The organism is uncultured Neptuniibacter sp., from assembly GCF_947498015.1.
GTDB lineage: Bacteria > Pseudomonadota > Gammaproteobacteria > Pseudomonadales > Balneatricaceae > Neptuniibacter.
In genome coordinates this window covers 214629-236035 of sequence record NZ_CANMIR010000006.1, presented here as the reverse complement: position 1 = coordinate 236035, position 21407 = coordinate 214629, and the positions used below count along the sequence as shown (strand labels likewise).

Genomic DNA, 21407 nt, shown 5'->3' with positions numbered 1-21407 from the left:
CGGCTCCCCACCCTTCCTTCCCCTAATTAAGGAGCAACCGTTTCCTCCTTAATCAGTGGAGACTACCCAAGTGATGGACAATTAATGGATAATAGCGATACATCTGTTTCAAAAGTCCGATCACTCTTAATGCCAAATTATAACCACCATCCCTGGCGACTCAGCTCTCTGAAGCAATTAGTGCTTCTCTCTTTTCTTGTGGTTGTCACTCCCTTTGGCATCCTGGTCTACTACGCCACCAATGAACTGGTTGAACAATCGACTCAGGGCCGATTACTGGCACAACAAGCATTAGAAGTCACCCGTCGGGGGCAGCAACTCGAACGTCTCGCCGAAGATATCACTCGCTCGGTCAGACAATATCAGATTGTCGCTAAGCCAGAAATTCAGGAGCGGCTCAACCAATATCTAGAGGATTACTCCAGTCAGCTTTCTGTTCATAGTTTCCTACTGACCGATTCAGGCCTCTATACCCAAATTACCCAATTGCTGGCTGAGATAGATCAATCCAACCCGGAACAGGTAGGTTTTTTACTCGGCATGACCCGAGAGGTAAACCAACAGGTTGATCTGGTCTTGGATGAGAAGCTCAAAGCACTTAATGAAACGGCACAAAAAACTCAGGCACAACTGAGCTCACTGGCAATTGTTCTCCTCTGCCTTGAAGCGCTGTTGATTCTCTTCTTTAGTTTCACTATCACCCGCCCGGTCAAACGCATTGCAGAACGCATTCAGGCATTAGGTACAGGAGAGGAGTACCTGGGACATAAAGTAGGCGGTCCCGATGAACTGGTTGAACTGGAGCAACAACTGGATTGGCTCACTGAAAGACTGGCCGAAGTTGAAAAAGAGAAACAGCGGTTTCTCCGCCATATGTCCCATGAGCTGAAAACCCCTTTAACAACCCTGAGAGAGGGGTCTGATCTTCTTGCTGATCAGATCACTGGCGAGCTCAACAATAATCAGATGGAGATTGCACAGCTACTGCAAAGCAACTCACGACAACTCCAATCCCTCATTGAACAGCTACTTGATTATAACCGCTTACACCAAAACGAGCCGGTGAACCTTCATCAGGTCAATCTGCTACCCGTTCTGCATGAAGCGCTCGAACCTTATAAACTACTTCTGGAACAGAAGCGGATCTCCGTCACGTTACCTCAGCAAGATCAGCTCTGTTACACTGATCGTGCAATGATAATCCGTATACTGGGCAATTTAGTCTCGAATGCTGCCCTCTATGGAGATCCCGGTGGTCAACTCAGAATTAAAACGGAACTAAGATCGGAGCAGTTCTGCATTGAGGTGATCAATGATGGTCCTACCATCCCCGAAAATGATATACCTCACCTCTTTACACCTTTTTATCAGGGACAGAACCGCCGCTTAGGTCCGGTCAAAGGGTCAGGTATTGGACTTAGCATTGTACGTGACGCAGCGGATTCATTAGGTGCCGAAGTGGCTCTTGTTACAAATTCGGATGAACAGGTTGGCTTTCGTATCTGTCTGCCCGCCAAGGAAGACTCACATGTTTAAATATCTATCACTCTCTATCCTGGTTCTCCTGCAAGGCTGTCAGCTCCAGCAGTTAGCGCTCGAAGGTAGTGCCAATCGAGATAGCTGCCTGATTGACGAAGAACAACTCTTTGCACTTCAGACTATCGAGCTGAAGTTTCTAGAAAAAGCAGATCACCGAAGCCGTATTATGCAAAATGCGATACGCAGTAAGGATCGCCCTCTACTGGCGTTATTACTATCGACTCCCTACTCCTCAACTGAGCAGTTACAACAGAGCAAACGTCACTTTTCAAAACTCGTGCTATATCCACATGTTGATTGCCCGGGCGATCGCTATCTGGATACCCGAAATCGATTCGCATCCGCTCTGTTATGGATGCGAGCAGAGCAGGATAATCTGCTAACAGAGAACCGTAATCTTCAGATCAAAATCGATGCCCTGACCCAGATTGAGACAGACCTCGAAAAACAGCGCGAGGTGCAGGAATGACCCCCCACGTTCTTCTGGTTGATGATGACAGCTCTCTTCTGAAACTCCTCTCTATGCGATTAGAGGCCAGCGGCTATCAGGTAAGCTGTGCAGATAGTGCAGAGCAAGCCCTGAATGTTCTGAGTGACCAATTTGACCTGCTTATCACCGACCTTAGGATGGAGGGCATGGATGGGCTGGCCCTGTTTGAGCAAGTACAACGCAAATTCCCTCAACTCCCCGTTATCATTATCACCGCTCACGGCTCCATTCCTGAAGCGGTCACGGCCACACAGCAAGGCGTATTCGGTTTTTTGACAAAACCGATCGACCGGGATCAGTTACTGCAGACGATGGCATCAGCATTGGCGGGAACCAGTCGTTCAGACAGTGAATGGCGCAGCCGCATCATTAGCCGCAGCCAGGTTATGGAGAACATTCTTCAGGAAGCCGAGCAGATAGCGACCTCTGATGTCAGTGTGCTGATCACAGGGCCCAGCGGCAGCGGTAAAGAGTTGCTTGCTAACGCAGTGCATCAAGCCAGTCAAAGAGCAGATAAACCATTTATCGCGATCAACTGTGGAGCTCTTCCAGAACAGCTGCTGGAGTCAGAACTGTTTGGTCACACAAAAGGCGCATTCACAGGAGCGGTGAGCAAGCATGAAGGCCTATTTCAGGCAGCCGATGGCGGCACACTTTTTCTCGATGAGATAGGTGATATGCCAGCACCACTGCAGGTTAAACTATTACGGGTGCTACAGGAGCGCCAGATCAGACCTGTCGGCAGTACTGAAACGGTCCCTGTCGATGTTCGCCTTATCTCTGCCACCCATCGAAACCTGGAGCAGGCGATGCAGGATAACCAGTTTCGAGAGGATCTTTTTTACCGATTGAATGTGGTTAATCTGCACCTGCCCCCCCTTTCGGAACGGCCTGAAGATATCCCACCGTTGGCTCGCTATTTTGTTGAGCAATCAGCGCAGCGTCACAACCCTAAAGTGAAATCGATCTCCGCTGATGCTCTTCAGGTTCTGGCTCAATCAGCCTGGCCCGGGAATGTCAGACAGCTGGAAAATGTGATCGAGAAGGTTACAGCCCTAAGTACCACCCCTGTTATCTCTGATGCAGCCATTAAACGAGCGCTTGCCAATCAGGAACAGGTGATTCCCAGTTTTAATGAAGCACGATCAGAATTTGAGAAACGTTATCTGAGCAAAGTGCTACAGATTACAGAGGGAAATGTCACTCAGGCAGCCAAGATAGCAGAACGTAATCGAACCGATTTTTATAAGCTTCTAAAGAAGCATGGGATCGAAGCGGCTCACTACAAATCAGAATAACTTACTGATAGTCATCCGGCAGTTCGATCCCCATCGCTGTCGCTTCAACCTGAGCTTGCTGCTGAAAGCGTTTTCGAACCATCGAACCCTTCGGTTTTGTGAGGTAAAACAACCAGGTACTGGCTACTTCCGGTTTAAGTTGATGCTCCTTTCCCCACGCCTGAATAAACTCAAACAGTGAGTTATCACTTTGATCAGGCAGGGCTACAGGAACAGGGTTATCCAACCGTTCTCCTGCGCGTACTCTGCGGCAGATCACATCATAGTTGTAGCGAAAATCTGTAAATACCTGCGCTTCATCTTCCGTTCGTAAACGGAACCACCCTGTCGCCTTACCGGCATGGTAGATAGCGGGATGGGTCCATTGATGCTTGCTTGCATGCTCTGAATGCATACAAGCCTCTTCATAAGCATGTTTTGCAACGGGCAACCCGTGATCTCCGGTCAGGTTACGCAAGACCTTCAGAAACTCTGAGATCGTCGGCATCCAAGCACTGTGCTCTTTGCAGTAGTCGATCGCAGACACCAATTCAGCCTCAGTATATCCACCTAAGCTCAACGCCCACTCGCGCTTAGCAATCCGGATCTCATCCTGTGTTTCAAAGCAGCTCTTAAATTTATGCCCATAGATCGCCATAAACCGGGCAAAAATCATATTCACGAAGGTTTTAACTTCAACGCTCAGCTCACGTGGATGTGAAGGCTCCTCACCAGTCTGTGTCTTTGATGTCCATGATGGCTGCGGTAACCCGTTTTCGTTTTTCGCGAGTATCTCTGCGGGGGTTTTCATGGTTAAAGCCTGCTTTCTGTTCGTTATTAATACGCTGTTGGCGCCCATCCTGGGTTTGTTTCTTCACCCACTCGCGTTTGACCCAACCCAGAAATTTTTGATCCCAGTTGGTTTCTTTACGATCTTTATCTAACCAGTAAAGCACAAACTCATCCAGACAGGATATCGCAAATTGAGGAGCGATATTGTGCCGTGGTAGCAACGCAAAAAAGTTTTCCGATGGCTGCCACCCCAGCTCCATTGCATGTAACTGTTTATTACGTTTTTCATGCTGCTGGAAGAGTGCCTGAAGCTCATCGCCCTGACGATTCTTTTTCGCCCACCCGATACTGCCCCCAAAAGTAGGCGCTGGCCCCGGGTTAGAGTTATAAGTCGATTGAGGCTGACTAACAGGGGGATCAGGGTAGTAGGGTGTATCCTGTACCTCAGGCGCCGTATGATTTAGCACATCAGAGGGCGGGACAACCCGCTCAGGAAGCACTTCAACAACAGGCAGTCGCGCCACAATCTCAACGTCAGCGTCAGCAACAGGCAGATCATCACTCTCAGAGTCGGGAGCGAGCATAATAATCCGTACTCGACCATCCGATGCAAATGCTGCATCAATCATCCCTTCACCCACCAGCAGATTGGTCAGCTGCGCCAGTTGTTCCTCATCCCAAAACTGCCCCAGTGACAACCACTGCTCTCTGGAAAAGATCAGCTCCGGCTGCTCATCACTGCCAAACCCGGCCACCCGCTCAAAACGCTTATGATAGAGGGTTAACAATACTGCAGCTTCAACCCCCAAACGTTTTGCCAGTGAGGGGTAAAGCAGTATCGGACTTTCTGGAAATGAATAACTCATGTAGTGATCAAGCACCTAAATACGGTGGACACTCTTAGAAGAGCACCTTAGAAACAAAAAAGCCGCAGACTTAGCCGCGGCTTTGAAAAAAATGCGGCGATCAACCATCTTGTGCGAAACGCTCTACCGCTCGCAGTACATCTCGACGACTGATCTGGCCGATCAGTTTACCATCTTTTACGACCGGTAAACGACGACGCTTATTATTTATAAACTCTTCTGCCACTTTGATAATATCGGCATCATGACTGATGGTGTACACCTCTTCAGACATATAGGTACCGACAAGGCCTCCCATCTCTTCCTCATGGTAGGTCAGTGTCAAAATGGCCTTCAAACAGTCTACTTCGGACATAAGACCAACCAGGTTGCCACTACCGTCAACCACTGGGGCACCTGTAATTCGGTATTCCAACAGCTGATTAATCGCATCAAAAAGATCTGTTTCTGGTGAAAAAGTGATCAGGTCTTCACACATATAGTCCTGAGCTTTTACGGATCTTAACATTACCCTTCCTCCATGGCCGGTAGGCACCCTACCTGACAACTAAATACCGGAGCCCAAAGAAAATCGTTAACAGCTCCTGTGACGATTCTATCTTTACACCCTTCCGCACTTTCCCGCAAGCGCATTCACTTAGCTTAATTGAAAACGACCGTTTTATTGCCCTGTACCAAAATTTTATCTTCGAGATGCCAGCGCAAACCACGAGACAAAACTGTTTTTTCAACATCGCGCCCCAGTCGAACCATATCTTCGGGCATATCACGATGACTGATCCGAATAACATCCTGATCGATAATCGGTCCGGCATCGAGATCTTCAGTCACATAGTGACAGGTTGCACCGATCAGTTTTACTCCACGTTCATGTGCCTGGTGATAGGGCTTGGCCCCCGCAAATGAGGGCAGGAAACTGTGGTGAATATTGATGATTCGATGCGCATACTCTGCACAGATATCTGATGGCAGAATTTGCATATAGCGCGCCAGAACCACCGTATCAGCCTTATGCTCCCTGATCAGGCGACTGACCTCATCAAAATGAGGTTGTTTATCGTCTTTATCAACAGGGACATGGAAATATGGGATGTTATGCCATTCGACCATGCTACGCAGATCATCATGATTCGAGATCACACAGGGGATTTCACAATCCAGTTCACCTTCATGATATCGATAGAGGAGATCCGCCAGGCAGTGCGCCCCTCTGCTGGCCATCAGGATCACACGCTTAGGTGTGCCGGAATCGCTGATATCCCAATCCATATTGAACGATTGCGCAATCGGGGCAAAAGCCTCTTTCAGCTCTTCCAGTGAGAAAGGCAGTGTCGCTGCATTAATTTCAACCCGCATGAAGAACCAGCCGGTCGTAGTATCTGTATGCTGGTTTGCATCTGAAATCGAACCACCGTGGCTAGAAATAAAATTACTTACCATCGCCACAATACCCACACGATCAGGGCATGCCAAAACCAACCTGAATCTACGTTCCATTTAGCCAAAACTCCACTGCGAAAATTCGAAAGCCTATTCTAGCAGCAGTTAACTTGTGTTTGGAATCGATGAATAGAGCTGATCACAACGGGCAGCACAGCGAAAATCATTCCGGTGTAATCCACTGATCCGATGGGTATACCAAATCAGTTCGACTGCCCCCCAACGAGTCAGAATATCTGGATGATGGTTCTGTTTTTCAGCCATCTCCCCTATCAGATTGGTAAACATCAGCGCCTGGGAAAAGTCCTTAAAGCGGAACTCACGAACCAGCTGCTGGCCCCCGTCACTTTTGACCACTGACCAACAGGGAATCTGTCGGCAAAGCTTTTCGATCTCAGGAAGATCTAATGTTACTGAGTCAGCGCGGCACGCTTCGCATGCTTCTTCAACCAACAGTGGTGTTTCTGGCATCATTTTCTCCCGTCGCTCCTAATGAGTTGATACAGAATAGTTTTCCCCTTTGCCAATCCTTCATATACTTATCACTGGAAGGGAGATTAGGCATGAATTACACACTCGAGCGAATGACTCCCCTGAGCGCGTGCCGTTTAGGGCTAGATACCCATCAAGAACTCACCATCTACTTACGACAGGATAGTCCAGTTTGTCGGTCTGAGGGTTTCTCTGCTCTCTCTCGCGTCTTAGTCAGAACAGAACAGCGCCACCTGATCGCTACCCTGCATATGGTGACAGGTGAATTGTTGATGCCTGGCGAGATCGGTTTCTCCGAATCAGCCTGGAAACGGATGGGGCTAAAACCAGGAACATCGGTGTGGCTTTCACACCCCAAGCCTGTGCAGTCTCTTTCATATATCCGCTCCAAGGTGTATGGCAACGAACTACAAGCGGAACAGCTTCAGGAGATCATTGATGATATCGTTGCAGGACGCTATGCAGATGTTCATCTGGCCGCCTTTATCACGGCTTGCGGTGATGACAAACTAAATATCCGTGAAATTACCGATCTCACCAGAGCGATGGTTAATTCCGGCAGCCAGATTGAATGGGGGTTACCCATGGTGGTCGATAAGCACTGCGTGGGTGGACTTCCGGGCAACAGAACCACTCCCATATTAGTCTCCATATTAGCCGCTTCCGGATTAACAATGCCGAAAACCTCTTCCCGGGCGATCACTTCACCCGCAGGTACTGCCGATACCATGGAGACTTTGACCAATGTTAGCCTCAGCCTTCAACAGATGCGTCAGGTCGTTGAGCAGGAGGGTGGCTGTCTCGCATGGGGAGGCGCTGTTCGCCTCTCCCCTTCGGATGATCTGCTGATTCAGGTGGAAAGAGCATTGGATATCGATAGTGAAGGTCAGTTGATTGCGTCGGTTCTCTCTAAAAAAATCGCCGCCGGAGCAACTCATGTTGTCATTGATATTCCTGTAGGTCCGACTGCCAAAGTGCGGAGCCAGGCAGCCGCTGAAGCCCTTGCTACTAATTTTCAGGCGGTAGCGGATACCCTGGGCTTAAAAATAACCACAATGTTTACAGACGGTTCCCAACCTGTAGGTCGCGGCATCGGCCCTGCGCTAGAAGCGCGTGATATTTTATCTGTATTAAAAAATCATTCCGATCAGCCGATGGATCTCAGACAAAGAGCTGCTGAAGTGGCAGGCGCCATGCTAGAGATGGTGAACGAGGTCCCTCCCGGTGAAGGCTATAACCAGGCTCTTGAGCTGCTGGACTCAGGCGCAGCTTGGGATAAGTTCCAATCCATCTGCCAAACACAAGGAGCGCTCAAGGAGCCCCCCATTGCACCTTATCGATATGAACTGATTGCCCATACCTCTGGCAGAGTGAACCGCATCAATAATCGTCAACTAGCCAAAGTGGCGAAGTTAGCTGGAGCACCTGCAGATCTGGCAGCCGGTGTAGATATGCACTGTAAAATTGGTGATTCAGTGAAACCTAATCAGCCTCTTCTCACGATACATGCTGAGAGCTCTGGTGAGCTCAGCTATGCCGTCGAATACCTTGAAGATCATCAGGGAATTATCGAAATTACGACATGCGAGGTGGTGTGATGCAACCGCTCTTCTTTACGATTGAATCCGATCCGGGTCTTGCTAAAAACCTCAGCCAACAGCTGGGTGCTGAGATCGGCAAACTCAATATGCGACAGTTCCCCGATGGTGAAAGCTACCTTAGAGTAGATACTGATTGCCGTAACCGTTCGGTCATCATTTTTTGCAATCTATTCCAGCCTGATGACAAACTGCTCAAATTGATCTTTCTTGCTTCTACATTACGTGAGCTTGGCGCAAAAAAAATTGGGTTGATCACCCCCTACTTGGCTTATATGCGTCAGGATAAACGCTTTCAGCCAGGGGAATGTATCTCATCCCGCCCATTTGCCAAACTCCTCTCAGAACAACTGGACTGGCTGGTCACTCTGGATCCGCATCTTCATCGTTACCACTCGCTTGATGAGATCTATTCCCTGCAAAGCAGAGTGTGCCATGCGGCTCCGAAGATCGCTGAGTGGATTAAAAATACGATTCAAAAACCGCTTTTAATCGGGCCAGACAGTGAAAGCGAACAGTGGGTATCCCATGTGGCATCACTGGCCGATGCGCCTTTCCAGGTACTCTCAAAAATTCGCCGGGGAGATTATGATGTCGAGGTATCTCTCCCAGAGGTGGAGCGTTGGCAAAATCATACTCCGGTACTGGTAGACGATATCATCTCCAGTGGACGCACCATGCAGGAAACAGTCACCCACCTTAAAAGTTCAGTTCCACAAACAGCAGTCTGTATCGGTGTTCATGGGCTTTTCTCTGATGAGGCATACTCACAGCTCTCGATGCAAGCAGAGGTGATTACCTGCAACAGCATTCCTCACCTATCCAATCAGATAGATATCTGTAGCACACTCTCAGATGCAGCCAGAGAGTTTATCTGAGATGCAGCCTCTGCCTTCTACTCAGTTGGATGGTTGGCTTGATGAAGACTTCATCCCGGTTGAAACGGCTGCTAGCTATTTCAGGCAACTCTACGAGGAGATTCCCTGGCAGCAGGATCAGATACAACTCTTTGGCCGGAGTATATCTATCCCACGTCTACAGGCATTCATGGGGGAGGCAGGACTTGATTACCGTTATTCAGGTTTGAGCCTGAGTGCGATCGACTGGCACCCTGCCGTGGCCGAGATAAGGGATCGGCTACTCCACAAAACTGAGGTTCAGTTTAATGCCGTTTTATTGAATCTTTACCGGGATGGTCATGACAGTATGGGCTGGCACCGGGATGATGAGCCAGAACTTGGAAGTAACCCGGTGATCGCAAGTATCTCTCTTGGAGCCCAGCGACGCTTCCTTATGCGCACCCGGGACAGAGAACGCTATGAACTTCAGCTCAACTCCGGTGCGTTACTATGGATGGGCCCCTCTTTCCAAAATCAATGTCAGCACAGCCTGCCCAAAACAAAGAAACCGGTTACTGCGCGTATTAATCTTACTTTCAGAAAAATTCAGATTTAGGACCTTCGTCAATATTTTCCGGTTAAGAGTTCCACTTAAAACCTTAACCTCAGGTATAATTTGCGAAGCAGTTAAAGTCGATATAAAAATAATTAAGACACGTTATATGAATAGCCGAGCGATTACGCAAAACCCTATTATTGAAGGCACCCCCAGTTCTGCAGAGCTGAATAAAATCTTATCGCTTCAGAACCGGGTGCTTGAAAAGGTCACTCAAGATACGGATGCCGATCAACTTTTTGATCAAATCTGTCGCTATATAGAACATGCTATTCCTGATTGTGTTGTCACCATTATGTTACTTGATCAGGCACAACAGCATCTGAATCTTGCCTGCGCTCCCAGCGTACCAGCTGAAGCGGCAGCGACACTTAATGGTTTGATACCTGGGGTTGGAGCGGGTTCTTGCGGCACATCAGTCTTTCTCGGCTCACCTGTCTATGTTGTAGAGACGGGTTCTGATAACCGTTGGGATCAACTGAGAGGCCTAGCCACTCAGTTGGGGATTCGAGCCTGCTGGTCCTACCCGGTCAAAATAGACTCACAGGAGATCGCCGGTACTATCGCTATCTCCAGCTTCAAACCTCGCACACCTCTCGCCTTTCACGCATTACTGCTTGAGGCAGCAGCCAGCATCGTCGGCATTATTCTTAAACGCCAGCGTTCACAACAATACATAGAAGATAAAGAACTGCTGTTACAAAACATCACAAAATCGATCCCCGGTGTTATCTACCAATCCCAACTGGACGCTGAGCTTAATCAATCCTTCAACTATATCGGTCCAGGGATCGAGACAATCACCGGAATCTCCGCGGATGACGCCGTTAAAGATTTCGACCTGATCTGGAAGCAGGTCCACCCTGAAGATAAACCTGGATTATTAGCTTCAATGATTCATGCGAGTCAGCAACTAGTTTCCTGGAGCCATGAGTTCCGGATTTACCATAAAAATGGCGATCTGCACTGGGTAAGAGGCTCCTCCTCACCTGAAATTGATGAGAAAACCGGGATAACGCGCTGGAACGGCGTGTTTCTGGATATTACGCCAGAAAAATCATCTATCGAACAATTAAGATTAGCGGGTATCGCCTTTTCCAGTACCAATGAAGGGATCATGATCGCTGATCGCGGAAATAAGATTATTGATGTTAACCGCGCTTTCGTCGATATCACTGGTTACTCCCGGGATGAGTTGATTAACAACTATCCGACCCTGCTCAAATCGGAACGGCATAGTGAAGATTTTTACCAATCGATCTGGAACTCCCTCAATCAGGAACATCATTGGCAGGGCGAGATCTGGAACCGCCGCAAAAATGGCGAAGTGGTTCCCCATTGGGCCAATATTAATGCGGTTCATGATCCGAAATCCGGTGAGCTCACCCATTACGTCAGTGTTATTGCAGACATCAGTAATATCAAAGCATCAGAAGAGAAGCTGTCTCACCTGGCGCATCATGATGCGCTCACCAACCTTCCCAACCGACTGCTATTCAGCGCCCGTCTTGATCACGCCTTGACCCACCGGAGTGATGACGAAAAAATCGTGATGCTGCACCTTGATCTGGACCGATTTAAGCATATTAACGATACCCTGGGGCACCGTTATGGCGACCAATTATTGATCGAAGTAACTGAACGCCTGATCAATACCCTGAGCGATAAGGATACAATTGCAAGAGTCGGGGGGGACGAGTTTTCGATTCTGGTAGAGTCGCAGGAGCATGCAGCCGATGCGGCCTCCATTGCTGATCAGGTAGTTTCAGCACTTGAACAGCCATTTGAATTGGACGGTAAAACCTTCTTCACGACAGCGAGTATCGGAGTAGCCTTAGCCCCTGATCATGGCGAAGATATTGACACACTCACTAAACACGCTGACATAGCCCTCAATCAGGCTAAAGATATTGGCCGCAACAACTACGCATTTTTCCAGCCAGAACTTTCCGAAACAGTAGAAGAGTGGATAAAACTGGAACCTGAATTACGTAACGCGCTGAAGCAGAATCACCTATCTCTTCACTACCAACCGCAGATGGATAACAGCGGCACCAATCTGATCGGTGCAGAAGCACTCATTCGCTGGAAACATCCTGTGATGGGCAATATACCCCCAATACAGTTCCTCCCCATCGCTGAAGAGATCGGTTTAATGCTCAAAATCGGCAACTGGGTCCTTGAGACAGCCATTGCTCAACTCGCTGAATGGCGAAAGATGGGGCTGGATAATTTCCGACTCTCTATCAATCTAGCAAGTGAGCAGATAACGAAGCAGGATCTACCTAATACTCTTCACCTACTGCTAGAGAAATATCATGTCCCAGCAGAGATGATCGAGCTTGAGATCCTGGAAACATTTTTGCTGGAGCATGAGAAAGAAGCAACGGCCACTTTTGAGGCCTTAAAAGCGATGGGGGTCGGACTTGCATTGGATGATTTTGGAACAGGTTACTCATCACTGAGTTACCTCAAACGACTACCGATCAACAAAGTGAAAATTGATCGCTCTCTGGTAAGAGATATTCCTGATGACCCCAACGATGAAGCCATTACCAAGGCCGTTATTCTTCTGAGTCACACATTAGATCTTACGGTCTGTGCAGAAGGTGTGGAAACTACTGCACAGCGAACATTTTTAGAGCATGAAGGCTGTGATCAGCTACAGGGGTTTCTCTTTGGAAAACCGGTAGACGCCGCTGAATTTAGCAAGACTCTACAAGACCGGCTTTCACCGATCCTGTAATCTTGTTGCCGTTCAGAGGTTTCTCTCCCAGCTCTCAATCCAGGGTTGAGCATCCTCTCTGGGGGCCAGCGATTCACACGCATCGATCACCAGAGGCTCACCCAAGCGCTGGAATTGGAGTTGAGAAAACAGGCTATCAATTAATTTCCCCGCCTCCGCAAAGGTATCGTAGGAGCTATCACCCAGCGTTATCAGGCCATAACGTAGCTCAGGGCGGATTGGTTGACGGTCCTGCAACTGGCAGTAAAACATCAATAAGCTATCCGGTATCTCACCCTGTCCGGTAGTGGAAGTACAGACTAAAAGCACATCAGCATCATCGGTGAACACCTGATCAAACTCAGGCTGTCTGAGAAGTTTAACCTGATGACCTTTATCCATGAGCTGATCAAAACACATCTCTGCAACATCCAATGCGTTTCCGTAGACAGTCCCTACCAGAATTTTAATATTTGCCATTAAATACACCCGTATTAAGCCAAAGGTTTAAGAGCCCTTCAGAATTATACTATTGTGCCGCTTATATTGATGAATAAGTCAGAAAATAACTCACTGGTAATACCGGAAACAGCACCTACACTGAATGTGAGCATCGGTTTACGGGGGATGGACCATGGGAAACGAAAGCCTTTCAAGATTACTGGATGAATGGGAGAAAAGGGCCCGCAAAATCAATGGGCGTAGAAGCGAAACTCTCTCAATTTATCAAAGCGATATCATAAAGCTGGAGGCACTGGCTGCAATGTATGAGCTGCCAAAAGATGATGTCGTGGCAACCTTAATTCATGAAGCACTCAATGAGCTGGAAGCGAAAATGCCCTATGTTCAGGGTAGCAAGGTGATACGGATAGAGGATGGGGAGGAGATCTTCGAAGATGCCGGCCCTATGCCTAAATATATTGCCGAACAAAAACGGTTGTTAGATGCCTCCTGAAAGTTGTGTTAGCAACTCTGACTAACGCGATATTTTTCTGGTAGGCCAACATTGAGGCCAATACAAAGAAAAGCGACAAGCATCCCTTGCCGCTTTTTTGAGAACCTTATGCGCTTACTTAAGTGTTTTCAGGTAAGCGATCAGATAATCCTGCTCCGCCTTATCTGTGATTTCAACATGACGCATCCGTGTTCCAGGTACAAACTGATCATTACCTGCGATCCACTTGCGCAAGTTACCCTCATCCCAGGTGATCTCAGACTTTCTCAGAGCATCAGAGTATGCAAAACGAGGCAGTGATGCTGCTTTACGCCCTACTACGCCGATCAGGCTGGGACCAAAAGCGTTTTTACTGCTATCCACAGAGTGGCAAGCCGAACATTTTGAGAACAGCTCTTTTCCAGCAGCTTCCATCATTGCATCAGTATCGGCAGAAACCAATGTTGATGCTGACATCGATGCCAGTAAAGAGACCACAGCGAGTTTAGTTTTCATTATCATTCCCCTCTAAATGAATGCCAAAACTCCCCACAGTATCCGCCGATGAATGTAGAACCACTACTGCACTTACGCAGGAATTTTAACCTGACATAAAGTACGTATTTAATACTCCCAAGGGACAATATCTAAGTTATTTTAACCAAAAAAAACGCAGCATATGCTGCGTTTTTCCTATCATTCTGGCTTTATGCCTGCTTAGCGATGATATCTTTCCATTTAGCAGGGCCTGTCGTATGGACAGATTCGCCTGATGTATCAACCGCCACAGTTACCGGCATATCCTTCACTTCAAACTCGTAGATCGCTTCCATTCCCATTTCTGGGAAAGCCAGTACCTTGGCATTAGTAATCGCTTTCGATACCAGATACGCAGCCCCGCCAACAGCCATTAGATAAACAGCTTCGTTATCCTTAATCGCATCAATAGCCACTGGACCACGCTCAGATTTACCGATCATCCCCAGAAGACCTGTACTTTCGATCACCTGACGGGTGAATTTATCCATACGTGTAGATGTTGTTGGGCCTGCTGGACCTACAACCTCATCACGTACTGGATCTACAGGGCCGACGTAATAGATGAAGCGCCCTTTAAGATCTACTGGCAGCTCTTCGCCGTTATTCAGCATCTCTACCATTTTCTTATGCGCTGCATCACGCCCCGTCAGCATCTTACCGTTCAACAGAACAGTTTCTCCGACTTTCCACTCTTTAACAGCTTCAGGTGTGATCTCATCCAGATTAACACGACGTGTATTTGAGCCTACCTCAAAGGTCACATCTGGCCAGTCTTCAAGGCTTGGTGGTGTCAGTACAGCTGGACCATCACCCTTCAGTTTAAAATGCGTATGACGTGTCGCTGCACAGTTTGGAATCATGCATACAGGAAGGGACGCAGCATGGGTTGGGCAATCCATGATCTTAACGTCCAAAACAGTTGTCAGGCCACCCAAACCCTGAGCACCGATACCCAAGTTGTTAACTGCATCCATAATTTCCAAGCGTAGCTCTTCAACCCGGTTCTGAGGTCCGCGCTCACGAAGCTCATGGATATCGATCGGATCCATCAGGGACTCTTTTGCCATGACTGCGGCTTTCTCAGCAGTACCGCCAATACCTATGCCCAGCATACCTGGTGGGCACCAGCCTGCTCCCATAGTCGGGACTGTTTTAACAACCCAGTCCACTATGCTATCGGATGGATTCAACATGACCATCTTAGACTTGTTTTCAGAACCGCCGCCTTTCGCTGCAACATGAACTTCTACTTCATCACCCTCTACAATCTCATAGTGGATGACAGCAGGCGTATTATCTTTAGTATTCTGCCGTTTACCCGCCGGATCTGCCAAAATTGATGCACGCAGAACATTGTCCGGATGAGTGTAAGCACGGCGAACACCTTCGTTCACCATATCTGTAACGCTCATGGTAGCATCCCACTGAACGTTCATACCCACTTTAAGGAAGACAGTTACGATACCAGTATCCTGACAGATAGGACGATGCCCCTCTGCGCACATACGGGAGTTAATCAGGATCTGGGCCATCGCATCTTTTGCAGCCGGATTTTCTTCCTTTAGATAGGCTTCATGTACACCTTGTACAAAATCAATCGGATGGTAATAAGAGATGAACTGCAATGCATCAGCAACACTGCTGATCATATCGTCTTGACGGATTACGCTCATTCGGAGACTCCCAGTAAAGCTTCTTGCCAAAGGGCTGAGGTTAGGAAGATTCAGTATGTTGAATCCTCACCCGTTTACGCTCTCTCTCAGGAGAGCTTGAACTGGGACAGGAGTATACACCAAAAGTACCGCATTTCGGTGTCGGGCATTGGTATTATTCGGGGGATGTATTCGACGCATAAAGCTGCGCTTCAGCCTGCTGGAGCAACTCCTCAATCGATACTGTTGAAATTTTCGGGCTGGCTATACCCACTTTGATAACCGGTCCATCAAAACTGTCACCTTTCTGGGTTTTCTCAAGCAAACGTGCATTAAGCCGCTCCACTACCTGCTGCGCTCTGACCTCATCTTCTCCCTGCACCAGCAGGCAGAGATGACCATTACCAATATCGCCACAATGATCGTGCTCCCTCACCTCCCCTGCGATAATCAGAGAAACCTGGCGTAATCGATCTTCCGCAACAAGTTTCAACCCTTCACTGCATAAGCGTTGATAATCCTCAACTGCAATGAAGATCACTGAAAAACTCTGACCATATCGATGAAAACGCGCTAACTCCTTATTGGCTTCTGACAGCCAGGAACGACGATTGGCTATACCGGTTAAAGGGTCAACACGCCTGAACTCTTCAACTTGCTCTTTTGCTTCATCAAGTTGGCGCTTAACTTTAGCAACCTGACGTTTATGCCGGCCTATCTGCTTATACAGCATCCCATTTAAAATGATTGAACTCATCAACAGCAACATCACCACCAGTACCAGGATCATCTGAACCCATTGGCTTTGTAAAAGTTGCTTTGGATAATCGAGTTTTAGCCAGCGCTGGATCAAAGACTCTTTTTTAGGAGAAGGGATCTCATCAACTGCTCTCTGGATGATATTGATCAGCTCAGGCCAATCCTTGCGTACAGCAAACCTTAGATGCCAGACAACATCAGAGCTACCTACAGATTTCAGATTATACAACCGGTGCTTCTCGATATAGTAAACCGCTGCCGCCTCTGTCGTGACAATCGCATCAGCCATGCCATATGAGACCATTCGGAGCCCCGTTTCAATATCCGGTACGGTAATTGTGTCAATCAGCGGATAGTTCTGATGAAGAAATTCTGTCGATGCATAGCTCTCAATAACAACCACTCGCTTGCCAATCAATTGACTCAGCTCGATCTCTTCGTAGCGCGAATCATGCCGCATATAGATCAATGTGGGCAGAGAGATATATACCGGAGAAAATTCTAAAAACTGGGCACGCTCAGGGGTTCTGGCAACAGAACCTAACATATCAACTTCTCGCTGACGGGTTGCATCCATCACCTCATCCCACGTGTCGTAACGCAGGATCTCAATGGGTAGTTCAACCTTCTGTAAAATCAGTGATAGAAAATCCGCAGTGATACCGAGATGACGTTTAGTCTCATCAAAAAATTCGACGGGGGGATAGTTCGGTGCAGGGGCATAGCGGATCACGGGATGCTGCTCAAGCCACGCCCGCTCCTCTTCCCTAAGTTCAATTGCTGAGGCGCCGTTTGCAAAAACGAACAGCATTACGCCTAATAACGAGAGCAACTTTCGTAGATAACTCATACCGTTCCGGCCAAGAGTAAAGCAACGCTGATCAGGCGCCAATGGTTTATCTATTAATTATATAGGCCGAAAAAACTAAAATAGCAACGCCAGACAGTAGCACAAGCCAAAACAGAGAAAGGAACGCCCCGTTTCGGGTGGAAGCCTGCTCCTATCTGCACCTGTCTTTTCAAGCCGGCCTAAGGGCAGCAGTAGAACAGGAAGGCTGAGTAGCACCCAGAGAGCGCCTGGAAGTAAATTGAAGAGATAGAGCAACAAACACGCAAGATACACGGACACAACAAGTGATCTGTAAAGCACGACCGCAGTCGGATATCCCAACCTCACAGTCAACGTGTTGATCCCATTAGCACAATCATCCTCAAAATCACGAATCTCATTACTCAGAAGCAACAAAGATGTAAACAGGCTTACCGGAACCGATAACAGAAACAGATCAGCTGTTATCTCAGACGACAGGGCATAGTAACTTCCAACCACCATCAGCACTCCCATGAGCCAGAAGACCAGCAGGACGGCAAGACCGCGACGCTTGTAATTGATCGGCTCCAACGTGTAACCCAATGCCCCAACAACACCGATGGCAGTTAGCACTAAGAGGAGAGGTCCTGAATTAATGATCAGAAAGAACCCAATGATGGCTGCCAGCAGGAAGCTGATCAGGCCATAGTTGAAGTTTGCCTTAATCTGCCGAATCGAGGCCGGGCTCAACTCAGGTTGAGAGAGATCCGCATAATCATTGATCAGATTAACGCCGGTCTGTAGCAGAAGGCCTGCTGATAGAATAAGGAGGGAGAGTGGGATGTTGGTTATACCATCCCGATAAGCGATGACAATACCTGTCAGGCATACTATAAGAGCCACACTGAACGAAAACGGCCGTATAGCACGCCAAAACAGGTATTTTTCGGCGATCATATTACTTTTGGCTGCTGTATCCCGGTGCATTAGGCAGATCACGCATCAACAGCGCATATTCCAGATCAGCTTCCAGATTCATAGGGATTCGCATGACATGACCTGAACCGGGAGCAACATCTGCTGAGTTACCCTTTTTGTCGATCATCTCTTCGAGTTTAAACTTATGATTTCCCTGCGGGGTCATCAGCTCAAGCGTATCCCCTTTGAGGAAACGGTTACGCACATCAATCTCGAGCATCCCAGCAGTTTTATCGTAACTCATCACTTCACCTACGAACTGCTGATGAACACCAACGGAGTTACCCGTTTCATAGTTCTGGTACTCATCATGGACATGGCGACGGTAGAAACCTTCTGTATACCCACGGCTAGCCAGATTTTCCAATTCATCCATCAGACTCATATCAAATGGCTTACCTGCAACAGCATCATCGATCGCTTTACGATACGCCTGCGCTGTACGGGCTACGTAGTAGTGTGATTTGGTACGGCCTTCAATCTTCAAAGAATCCACACCCATCTCTGCCAAACGATGAACATGCTGAATCGCACGAAGGTCTTTGGAGTTCATAATATAGGTGCCATGCTCATCCTCAAAGGCTGGCATATACTCACCTGGACGCGTTTCCTCTTGTAGCAGGAAGATCTGATCCGTTGGCTTTCCGACACCCAGTGCTGGTTTTGCTTCCTGCTCAGCTTGTGGATCAAACTGTTCTACAGGAACAACATCACCGGAGTCATCGACTTTCGCTTCATGCGCATCGTATTTCCAGCGACAACTGTTAGTACAGGTTCCCTGGTTAGGATCACGTTTGTTGATATACCCGGATAACAGGCAACGCCCTGAATAAGCGATACACAGCGCGCCGTGAACAAAAACCTCAATCTCCATCTCCGGGCAACGCTGACGGATCTCAGCCACCTCATCCAGAGAGAGCTCGCGTGATAGAATAACGCGCTCTACACCCATTGAGTGCCAGAACTTAACCGAAGCCCAGTTCATGGTATTCGCCTGAACGGATAGATGGATCGGAATATCCGGAAATTGCTCCTTTACCAGATAGATCAAACCGGGGTCTGACATAATCAAAGCATCTGGTCCCATCTCAATCACAGGACGCAGGTCATCGATATAGGTTGTCAGCTTGCTGTTGTGCGGGAGGATATTACTGGCGAGGAAAAACTTCTTACCCAGTTGATGAGCAAGATCGATCCCTTCTGACAGGTTATCCATATTGAAGTCATTATTCCGCACACGCAGGCTGTAACGTGGCTGACCTGCATACACTGCATCAGCCCCGTAGGCGAATGCATATTTCATATTCTTCAGTGTCCCTGCAGGGGACAAAAGTTCTGGATTCAACATAGTTATGAGATGGCTTTTGTAAGAGTCTAAATGTGCTAATTGCTGATTTCAGATCAGGACAGATCCTTTAATGGGATCTCAAAAAGCGGCGTATAGATAGATCCGTCTTCCCCGGGTTTGCTCTGAAAAAGAACCACTGAATCAGCCAGACTGAACAAGTCAATCGCAGGCCAGCTTTCAGGCTTCTTAAACTTATTTTTTCCAGGTAAACGCCCCAATGTCACATGGGGTTTGAAATCCTCTTCAGTGTAGTTAACCCCTGCATCAGAGGCTACGGACACCATAATGTCGTGCAAAGACTGTAATTCCTCATGAACATCTGGCAACGCAGCGATCAGCGCCAGTTTTTTGCTCACGCGATAGTATTCTGCCGCATTAATATGCACCTGAAATGAACTGAAATCAGCCAACCTTTCACGTGCACAATGCTCAAGCTCATCGACCTTATTCAGATCGATCTCTCCAAGAAAACATAGCGTTAAATGATAACGGTCAGAATCGACCCAGTTAACCTCTGTTTTACGATCATACTCACAGAGCGTATCAGCATGATCAGCTAACCAACGAACGACTGAATCAGGTAGCGTTAGTGCAAAAAAAGCACGGATGTTCATAAGAGGTTAAATCTATCCCTGTCTTTGAGGAATCGTGTATTTTGCCTTCAAGGCGTGCACATAGCAAACCCTGAAAACAAAATACTGATCATTATTTAGTCAGAACTATCGCTGTTCGATCATCAACTGTAAATTATTCAGCTTTTGTCTTACCTGAAGCAGGTCTTGATTCAACTGGCGCCTTGTACTATCAAATGCTCTGACGGACTGCTCATTCAATTTAACCCTGCGCTCCAAATCCACTGTGCTTTTACCTTCCAGCTTAACCAGTCGATCCGATAAAACCCGTTGTGTTTTACGCTGTTCATCCAGCTGCTCCTGCATCAACTCGCCCGCTGTTCGCATCTCGGTCTCCGCACGGGCCACCACCCTACTGAGCTTTTTAAGCTCTTCATTCACCGATTGTTTCAGCTTCGCAGCATCTTCTTTAAAGCTTGCAACCGCTTTTAGCTGTTTTGACTGCGCAGCAAGATCCGCCCTCAAGGCTTTAACCGTTTTTGCCTGATCCGACAACGAACGTTTTAACTCAGCTAGCTGCTTACCCTGTTTCGTCAGTTCTGGCTTATTTTGCTGGTGAGCAATCACCCACAACTTTGCAATCTCTGAATCCAGCTGCTTATCTTTTTGCTTCAGGCTGTTCTCAAGCGAATTCACATCACCTTTGAGCGTTTCATCAGACTTCACCGCACCCTGCTCCGCCTGTTTTAAAAGCGCCTGAAGCTGCTCAATCTGCTCCTGAGCCTGCTGGAAAGTTGCTTTTCGCTCCTGCTGCTCCTGATAGATACCAAAACCGAAATAGCCCAGACCAGCAACCGATGCGATAAGAATAATGATCACAAACGTCTGTATTAAGCTCCCTCCGCTGCTGTTTCCTGCCGGTAATTTATTACTATCAGCAGCAACAGCAGGCTTACCCTTTTTCACAGGCTTGCTACGACCCTCCTCATTTGGATCAGCAGGCCCAAGGTTTGGAACATTAATATCGTCATCATCACGGTTCATTAGATTGATTTCACTTCTTTAAAATTATCAATGCGGCCATTTTACGCAGAAACAAAAAGCCCCGCAAAATGCGGGGCTCTCTTCGAACAGTCAGG

At 47.8% G+C, this 21407-nt stretch carries 21 protein-coding genes; 8 read left to right on the top strand and 13 right to left on the bottom strand.

The window, feature by feature from the left end:
* Positions 1-84 precede the first annotated feature (84 nt).
* Genes Q0882_RS10215 through Q0882_RS10205 form a run of 3 tightly spaced genes read left to right on the top strand, consistent with a single transcriptional unit; the run spans position 85 to position 3327 of the window.
* Positions 85-1536: an ATP-binding protein gene (locus tag Q0882_RS10215; protein ID WP_299181043.1), complete on the top strand. Its 1452-nt coding sequence runs from the start codon at positions 85-87 to the stop codon at positions 1534-1536.
* Positions 1529-2008, top strand: a complete 480-nt coding sequence (locus Q0882_RS10210) for a hypothetical protein (RefSeq protein ID WP_299181040.1) — start codon at positions 1529-1531, stop codon at positions 2006-2008. The genes Q0882_RS10215 and Q0882_RS10210 overlap by 8 nt, the downstream gene beginning before the upstream one ends.
* A complete protein-coding gene (locus tag Q0882_RS10205; protein WP_299181037.1) occupies positions 2005-3327 on the top strand; it encodes a sigma 54-interacting transcriptional regulator in 1323 nt (440 codons plus the stop codon). Before Q0882_RS10210 ends, Q0882_RS10205 begins: the two co-directional genes overlap by 4 nt.
* A gap of 1 nt (position 3328) precedes the next feature.
* Here the strand turns inward: Q0882_RS10205 and Q0882_RS10200 are convergent, their stop codons facing one another.
* From Q0882_RS10200 to Q0882_RS10180, 5 genes are all read right to left on the bottom strand, one after another.
* Entirely contained in the window at positions 3329-4117 is a 789-nt protein-coding gene (locus Q0882_RS10200) for a replication protein P (protein WP_299181034.1), read from the bottom strand.
* Complete coding sequence (locus Q0882_RS10195; protein WP_299181032.1) at positions 4035-4964, bottom strand: DnaT-like ssDNA-binding domain-containing protein; 930 nt, start codon at positions 4962-4964, stop codon at positions 4035-4037. Before Q0882_RS10195 ends, Q0882_RS10200 begins: the two co-directional genes overlap by 83 nt.
* A 100-nt stretch (positions 4965-5064) precedes the next feature.
* Entirely contained in the window at positions 5065-5472 is a 408-nt protein-coding gene (locus tag Q0882_RS10190; protein WP_299181030.1) for a CBS domain-containing protein, read from the bottom strand.
* Positions 5473-5606: 134 nt separating this feature from the next.
* On the bottom strand, positions 5607-6461 hold the full coding sequence (gene purU, locus Q0882_RS10185; RefSeq protein ID WP_299181028.1) for a formyltetrahydrofolate deformylase: 855 nt from the start codon (positions 6459-6461) through the stop codon (positions 5607-5609).
* A gap of 48 nt (positions 6462-6509) precedes the next feature.
* On the bottom strand, positions 6510-6878 hold the full coding sequence (locus tag Q0882_RS10180) for a 4a-hydroxytetrahydrobiopterin dehydratase (RefSeq protein ID WP_299181025.1): 369 nt from the start codon (positions 6876-6878) through the stop codon (positions 6510-6512).
* 89 nt (positions 6879-6967) lie between these two features.
* Here Q0882_RS10180 and Q0882_RS10175 point away from each other — a divergent pair, with 89 nt between their 5' ends.
* The 4 genes from Q0882_RS10175 to Q0882_RS10160 all read left to right on the top strand — a co-directional run bounded on the left by Q0882_RS10175 (position 6968) and on the right by Q0882_RS10160 (position 12695).
* Positions 6968-8494, top strand: coding sequence for a thymidine phosphorylase family protein (locus Q0882_RS10175; protein ID WP_299181022.1), 1527 nt, complete (start codon positions 6968-6970; stop codon positions 8492-8494).
* Positions 8494-9372, top strand: a complete 879-nt coding sequence (locus tag Q0882_RS10170) for a ribose-phosphate pyrophosphokinase (RefSeq protein WP_299181019.1) — start codon at positions 8494-8496, stop codon at positions 9370-9372. Before Q0882_RS10175 ends, Q0882_RS10170 begins: the two co-directional genes overlap by 1 nt.
* A gap of 1 nt (position 9373) precedes the next feature.
* On the top strand, positions 9374-9949 hold the full coding sequence (locus Q0882_RS10165; RefSeq protein WP_299181016.1) for an alpha-ketoglutarate-dependent dioxygenase AlkB: 576 nt from the start codon (positions 9374-9376) through the stop codon (positions 9947-9949).
* 106 nt (positions 9950-10055) lie between these two features.
* Positions 10056-12695, top strand: coding sequence for an EAL domain-containing protein (locus Q0882_RS10160; protein ID WP_299181013.1), 2640 nt, complete (start codon positions 10056-10058; stop codon positions 12693-12695).
* A gap of 12 nt (positions 12696-12707) precedes the next feature.
* Here Q0882_RS10160 and Q0882_RS10155 read toward each other — a convergent pair whose 3' ends face one another.
* Positions 12708-13154: a flavodoxin gene (locus Q0882_RS10155; protein ID WP_299181010.1), complete on the bottom strand. Its 447-nt coding sequence runs from the start codon at positions 13152-13154 to the stop codon at positions 12708-12710.
* A gap of 154 nt (positions 13155-13308) precedes the next feature.
* Here Q0882_RS10155 and Q0882_RS10150 point away from each other — a divergent pair, with 154 nt between their 5' ends.
* The gene (locus tag Q0882_RS10150; RefSeq protein WP_299181007.1) at positions 13309-13629 is read left to right on the top strand and encodes a hypothetical protein; all 321 of its coding nucleotides are present in this window, start codon (positions 13309-13311) and stop codon (positions 13627-13629) included.
* A gap of 114 nt (positions 13630-13743) precedes the next feature.
* Here the strand turns inward: Q0882_RS10150 and Q0882_RS10145 are convergent, their stop codons facing one another.
* From Q0882_RS10145 to Q0882_RS10115, 7 genes are all read right to left on the bottom strand, one after another.
* Complete coding sequence (locus tag Q0882_RS10145) at positions 13744-14124, bottom strand: c-type cytochrome (protein ID WP_299181004.1); 381 nt, start codon at positions 14122-14124, stop codon at positions 13744-13746.
* A gap of 191 nt (positions 14125-14315) precedes the next feature.
* Positions 14316-15821, bottom strand: coding sequence for a fumarate hydratase (locus Q0882_RS10140; protein ID WP_299181001.1), 1506 nt, complete (start codon positions 15819-15821; stop codon positions 14316-14318).
* Positions 15822-15975: 154 nt separating this feature from the next.
* A complete protein-coding gene (locus tag Q0882_RS10135) occupies positions 15976-17409 on the bottom strand; it encodes a transporter substrate-binding domain-containing protein (protein ID WP_299180999.1) in 1434 nt (477 codons plus the stop codon).
* Positions 17410-17484: 75 nt separating this feature from the next.
* Complete coding sequence (locus Q0882_RS10130) at positions 17485-18357, bottom strand: prenyltransferase (protein WP_299180996.1); 873 nt, start codon at positions 18355-18357, stop codon at positions 17485-17487.
* A complete protein-coding gene (gene yegQ, locus Q0882_RS10125) occupies positions 18329-19696 on the bottom strand; it encodes a tRNA 5-hydroxyuridine modification protein YegQ (RefSeq protein WP_299180993.1) in 1368 nt (455 codons plus the stop codon). Before yegQ ends, Q0882_RS10130 begins: the two co-directional genes overlap by 29 nt.
* A 53-nt stretch (positions 19697-19749) precedes the next feature.
* The gene (gene thpR / locus Q0882_RS10120) at positions 19750-20310 is read right to left on the bottom strand and encodes an RNA 2',3'-cyclic phosphodiesterase (protein WP_299180992.1); all 561 of its coding nucleotides are present in this window, start codon (positions 20308-20310) and stop codon (positions 19750-19752) included.
* A gap of 105 nt (positions 20311-20415) precedes the next feature.
* Entirely contained in the window at positions 20416-21312 is an 897-nt protein-coding gene (locus tag Q0882_RS10115; protein ID WP_299180989.1) for a hypothetical protein, read from the bottom strand.
* Between the last annotated feature and the right edge of the window lie 95 nt (positions 21313-21407).

What these genes read in the sequence shown, in the direction of transcription:
- Q0882_RS10215 (WP_299181043.1), top strand. Translation starts at nt 85, where the DNA reads ATGGATAATAGCGATACATCTGTTTCAAAAGTCCGATCACTCTTAATG.
- Q0882_RS10210 (WP_299181040.1), top strand. Translation starts at nt 1,529, where the DNA reads ATGTTTAAATATCTATCACTCTCTATCCTGGTTCTCCTGCAAGGCTGT.
- Q0882_RS10205 (WP_299181037.1), top strand. Translation starts at nt 2,005, where the DNA reads ATGACCCCCCACGTTCTTCTGGTTGATGATGACAGCTCTCTTCTGAAA.
- Q0882_RS10200 (WP_299181034.1), bottom strand. Translation starts at nt 4,117, where the DNA reads ATGAAAACCCCCGCAGAGATACTCGCGAAAAACGAAAACGGGTTACCG.
- Q0882_RS10195 (WP_299181032.1), bottom strand. Translation starts at nt 4,964, where the DNA reads ATGAGTTATTCATTTCCAGAAAGTCCGATACTGCTTTACCCCTCACTG.
- Q0882_RS10190 (WP_299181030.1), bottom strand. Translation starts at nt 5,472, where the DNA reads ATGTTAAGATCCGTAAAAGCTCAGGACTATATGTGTGAAGACCTGATC.
- purU (WP_299181028.1), bottom strand. Translation starts at nt 6,461, where the DNA reads ATGGAACGTAGATTCAGGTTGGTTTTGGCATGCCCTGATCGTGTGGGT.
- Q0882_RS10180 (WP_299181025.1), bottom strand. Translation starts at nt 6,878, where the DNA reads ATGATGCCAGAAACACCACTGTTGGTTGAAGAAGCATGCGAAGCGTGC.
- Q0882_RS10175 (WP_299181022.1), top strand. Translation starts at nt 6,968, where the DNA reads ATGAATTACACACTCGAGCGAATGACTCCCCTGAGCGCGTGCCGTTTA.
- Q0882_RS10170 (WP_299181019.1), top strand. Translation starts at nt 8,494, where the DNA reads ATGCAACCGCTCTTCTTTACGATTGAATCCGATCCGGGTCTTGCTAAA.
- Q0882_RS10165 (WP_299181016.1), top strand. Translation starts at nt 9,374, where the DNA reads ATGCAGCCTCTGCCTTCTACTCAGTTGGATGGTTGGCTTGATGAAGAC.
- Q0882_RS10160 (WP_299181013.1), top strand. Translation starts at nt 10,056, where the DNA reads ATGAATAGCCGAGCGATTACGCAAAACCCTATTATTGAAGGCACCCCC.
- Q0882_RS10155 (WP_299181010.1), bottom strand. Translation starts at nt 13,154, where the DNA reads ATGGCAAATATTAAAATTCTGGTAGGGACTGTCTACGGAAACGCATTG.
- Q0882_RS10150 (WP_299181007.1), top strand. Translation starts at nt 13,309, where the DNA reads ATGGGAAACGAAAGCCTTTCAAGATTACTGGATGAATGGGAGAAAAGG.
- Q0882_RS10145 (WP_299181004.1), bottom strand. Translation starts at nt 14,124, where the DNA reads ATGAAAACTAAACTCGCTGTGGTCTCTTTACTGGCATCGATGTCAGCA.
- Q0882_RS10140 (WP_299181001.1), bottom strand. Translation starts at nt 15,821, where the DNA reads ATGAGCGTAATCCGTCAAGACGATATGATCAGCAGTGTTGCTGATGCA.
- Q0882_RS10135 (WP_299180999.1), bottom strand. Translation starts at nt 17,409, where the DNA reads ATGAGTTATCTACGAAAGTTGCTCTCGTTATTAGGCGTAATGCTGTTC.
- Q0882_RS10130 (WP_299180996.1), bottom strand. Translation starts at nt 18,357, where the DNA reads ATGCACCGGGATACAGCAGCCAAAAGTAATATGATCGCCGAAAAATAC.
- yegQ (WP_299180993.1), bottom strand. Translation starts at nt 19,696, where the DNA reads ATGTTGAATCCAGAACTTTTGTCCCCTGCAGGGACACTGAAGAATATG.
- thpR (WP_299180992.1), bottom strand. Translation starts at nt 20,310, where the DNA reads ATGAACATCCGTGCTTTTTTTGCACTAACGCTACCTGATTCAGTCGTT.
- Q0882_RS10115 (WP_299180989.1), bottom strand. Translation starts at nt 21,312, where the DNA reads ATGAACCGTGATGATGACGATATTAATGTTCCAAACCTTGGGCCTGCT.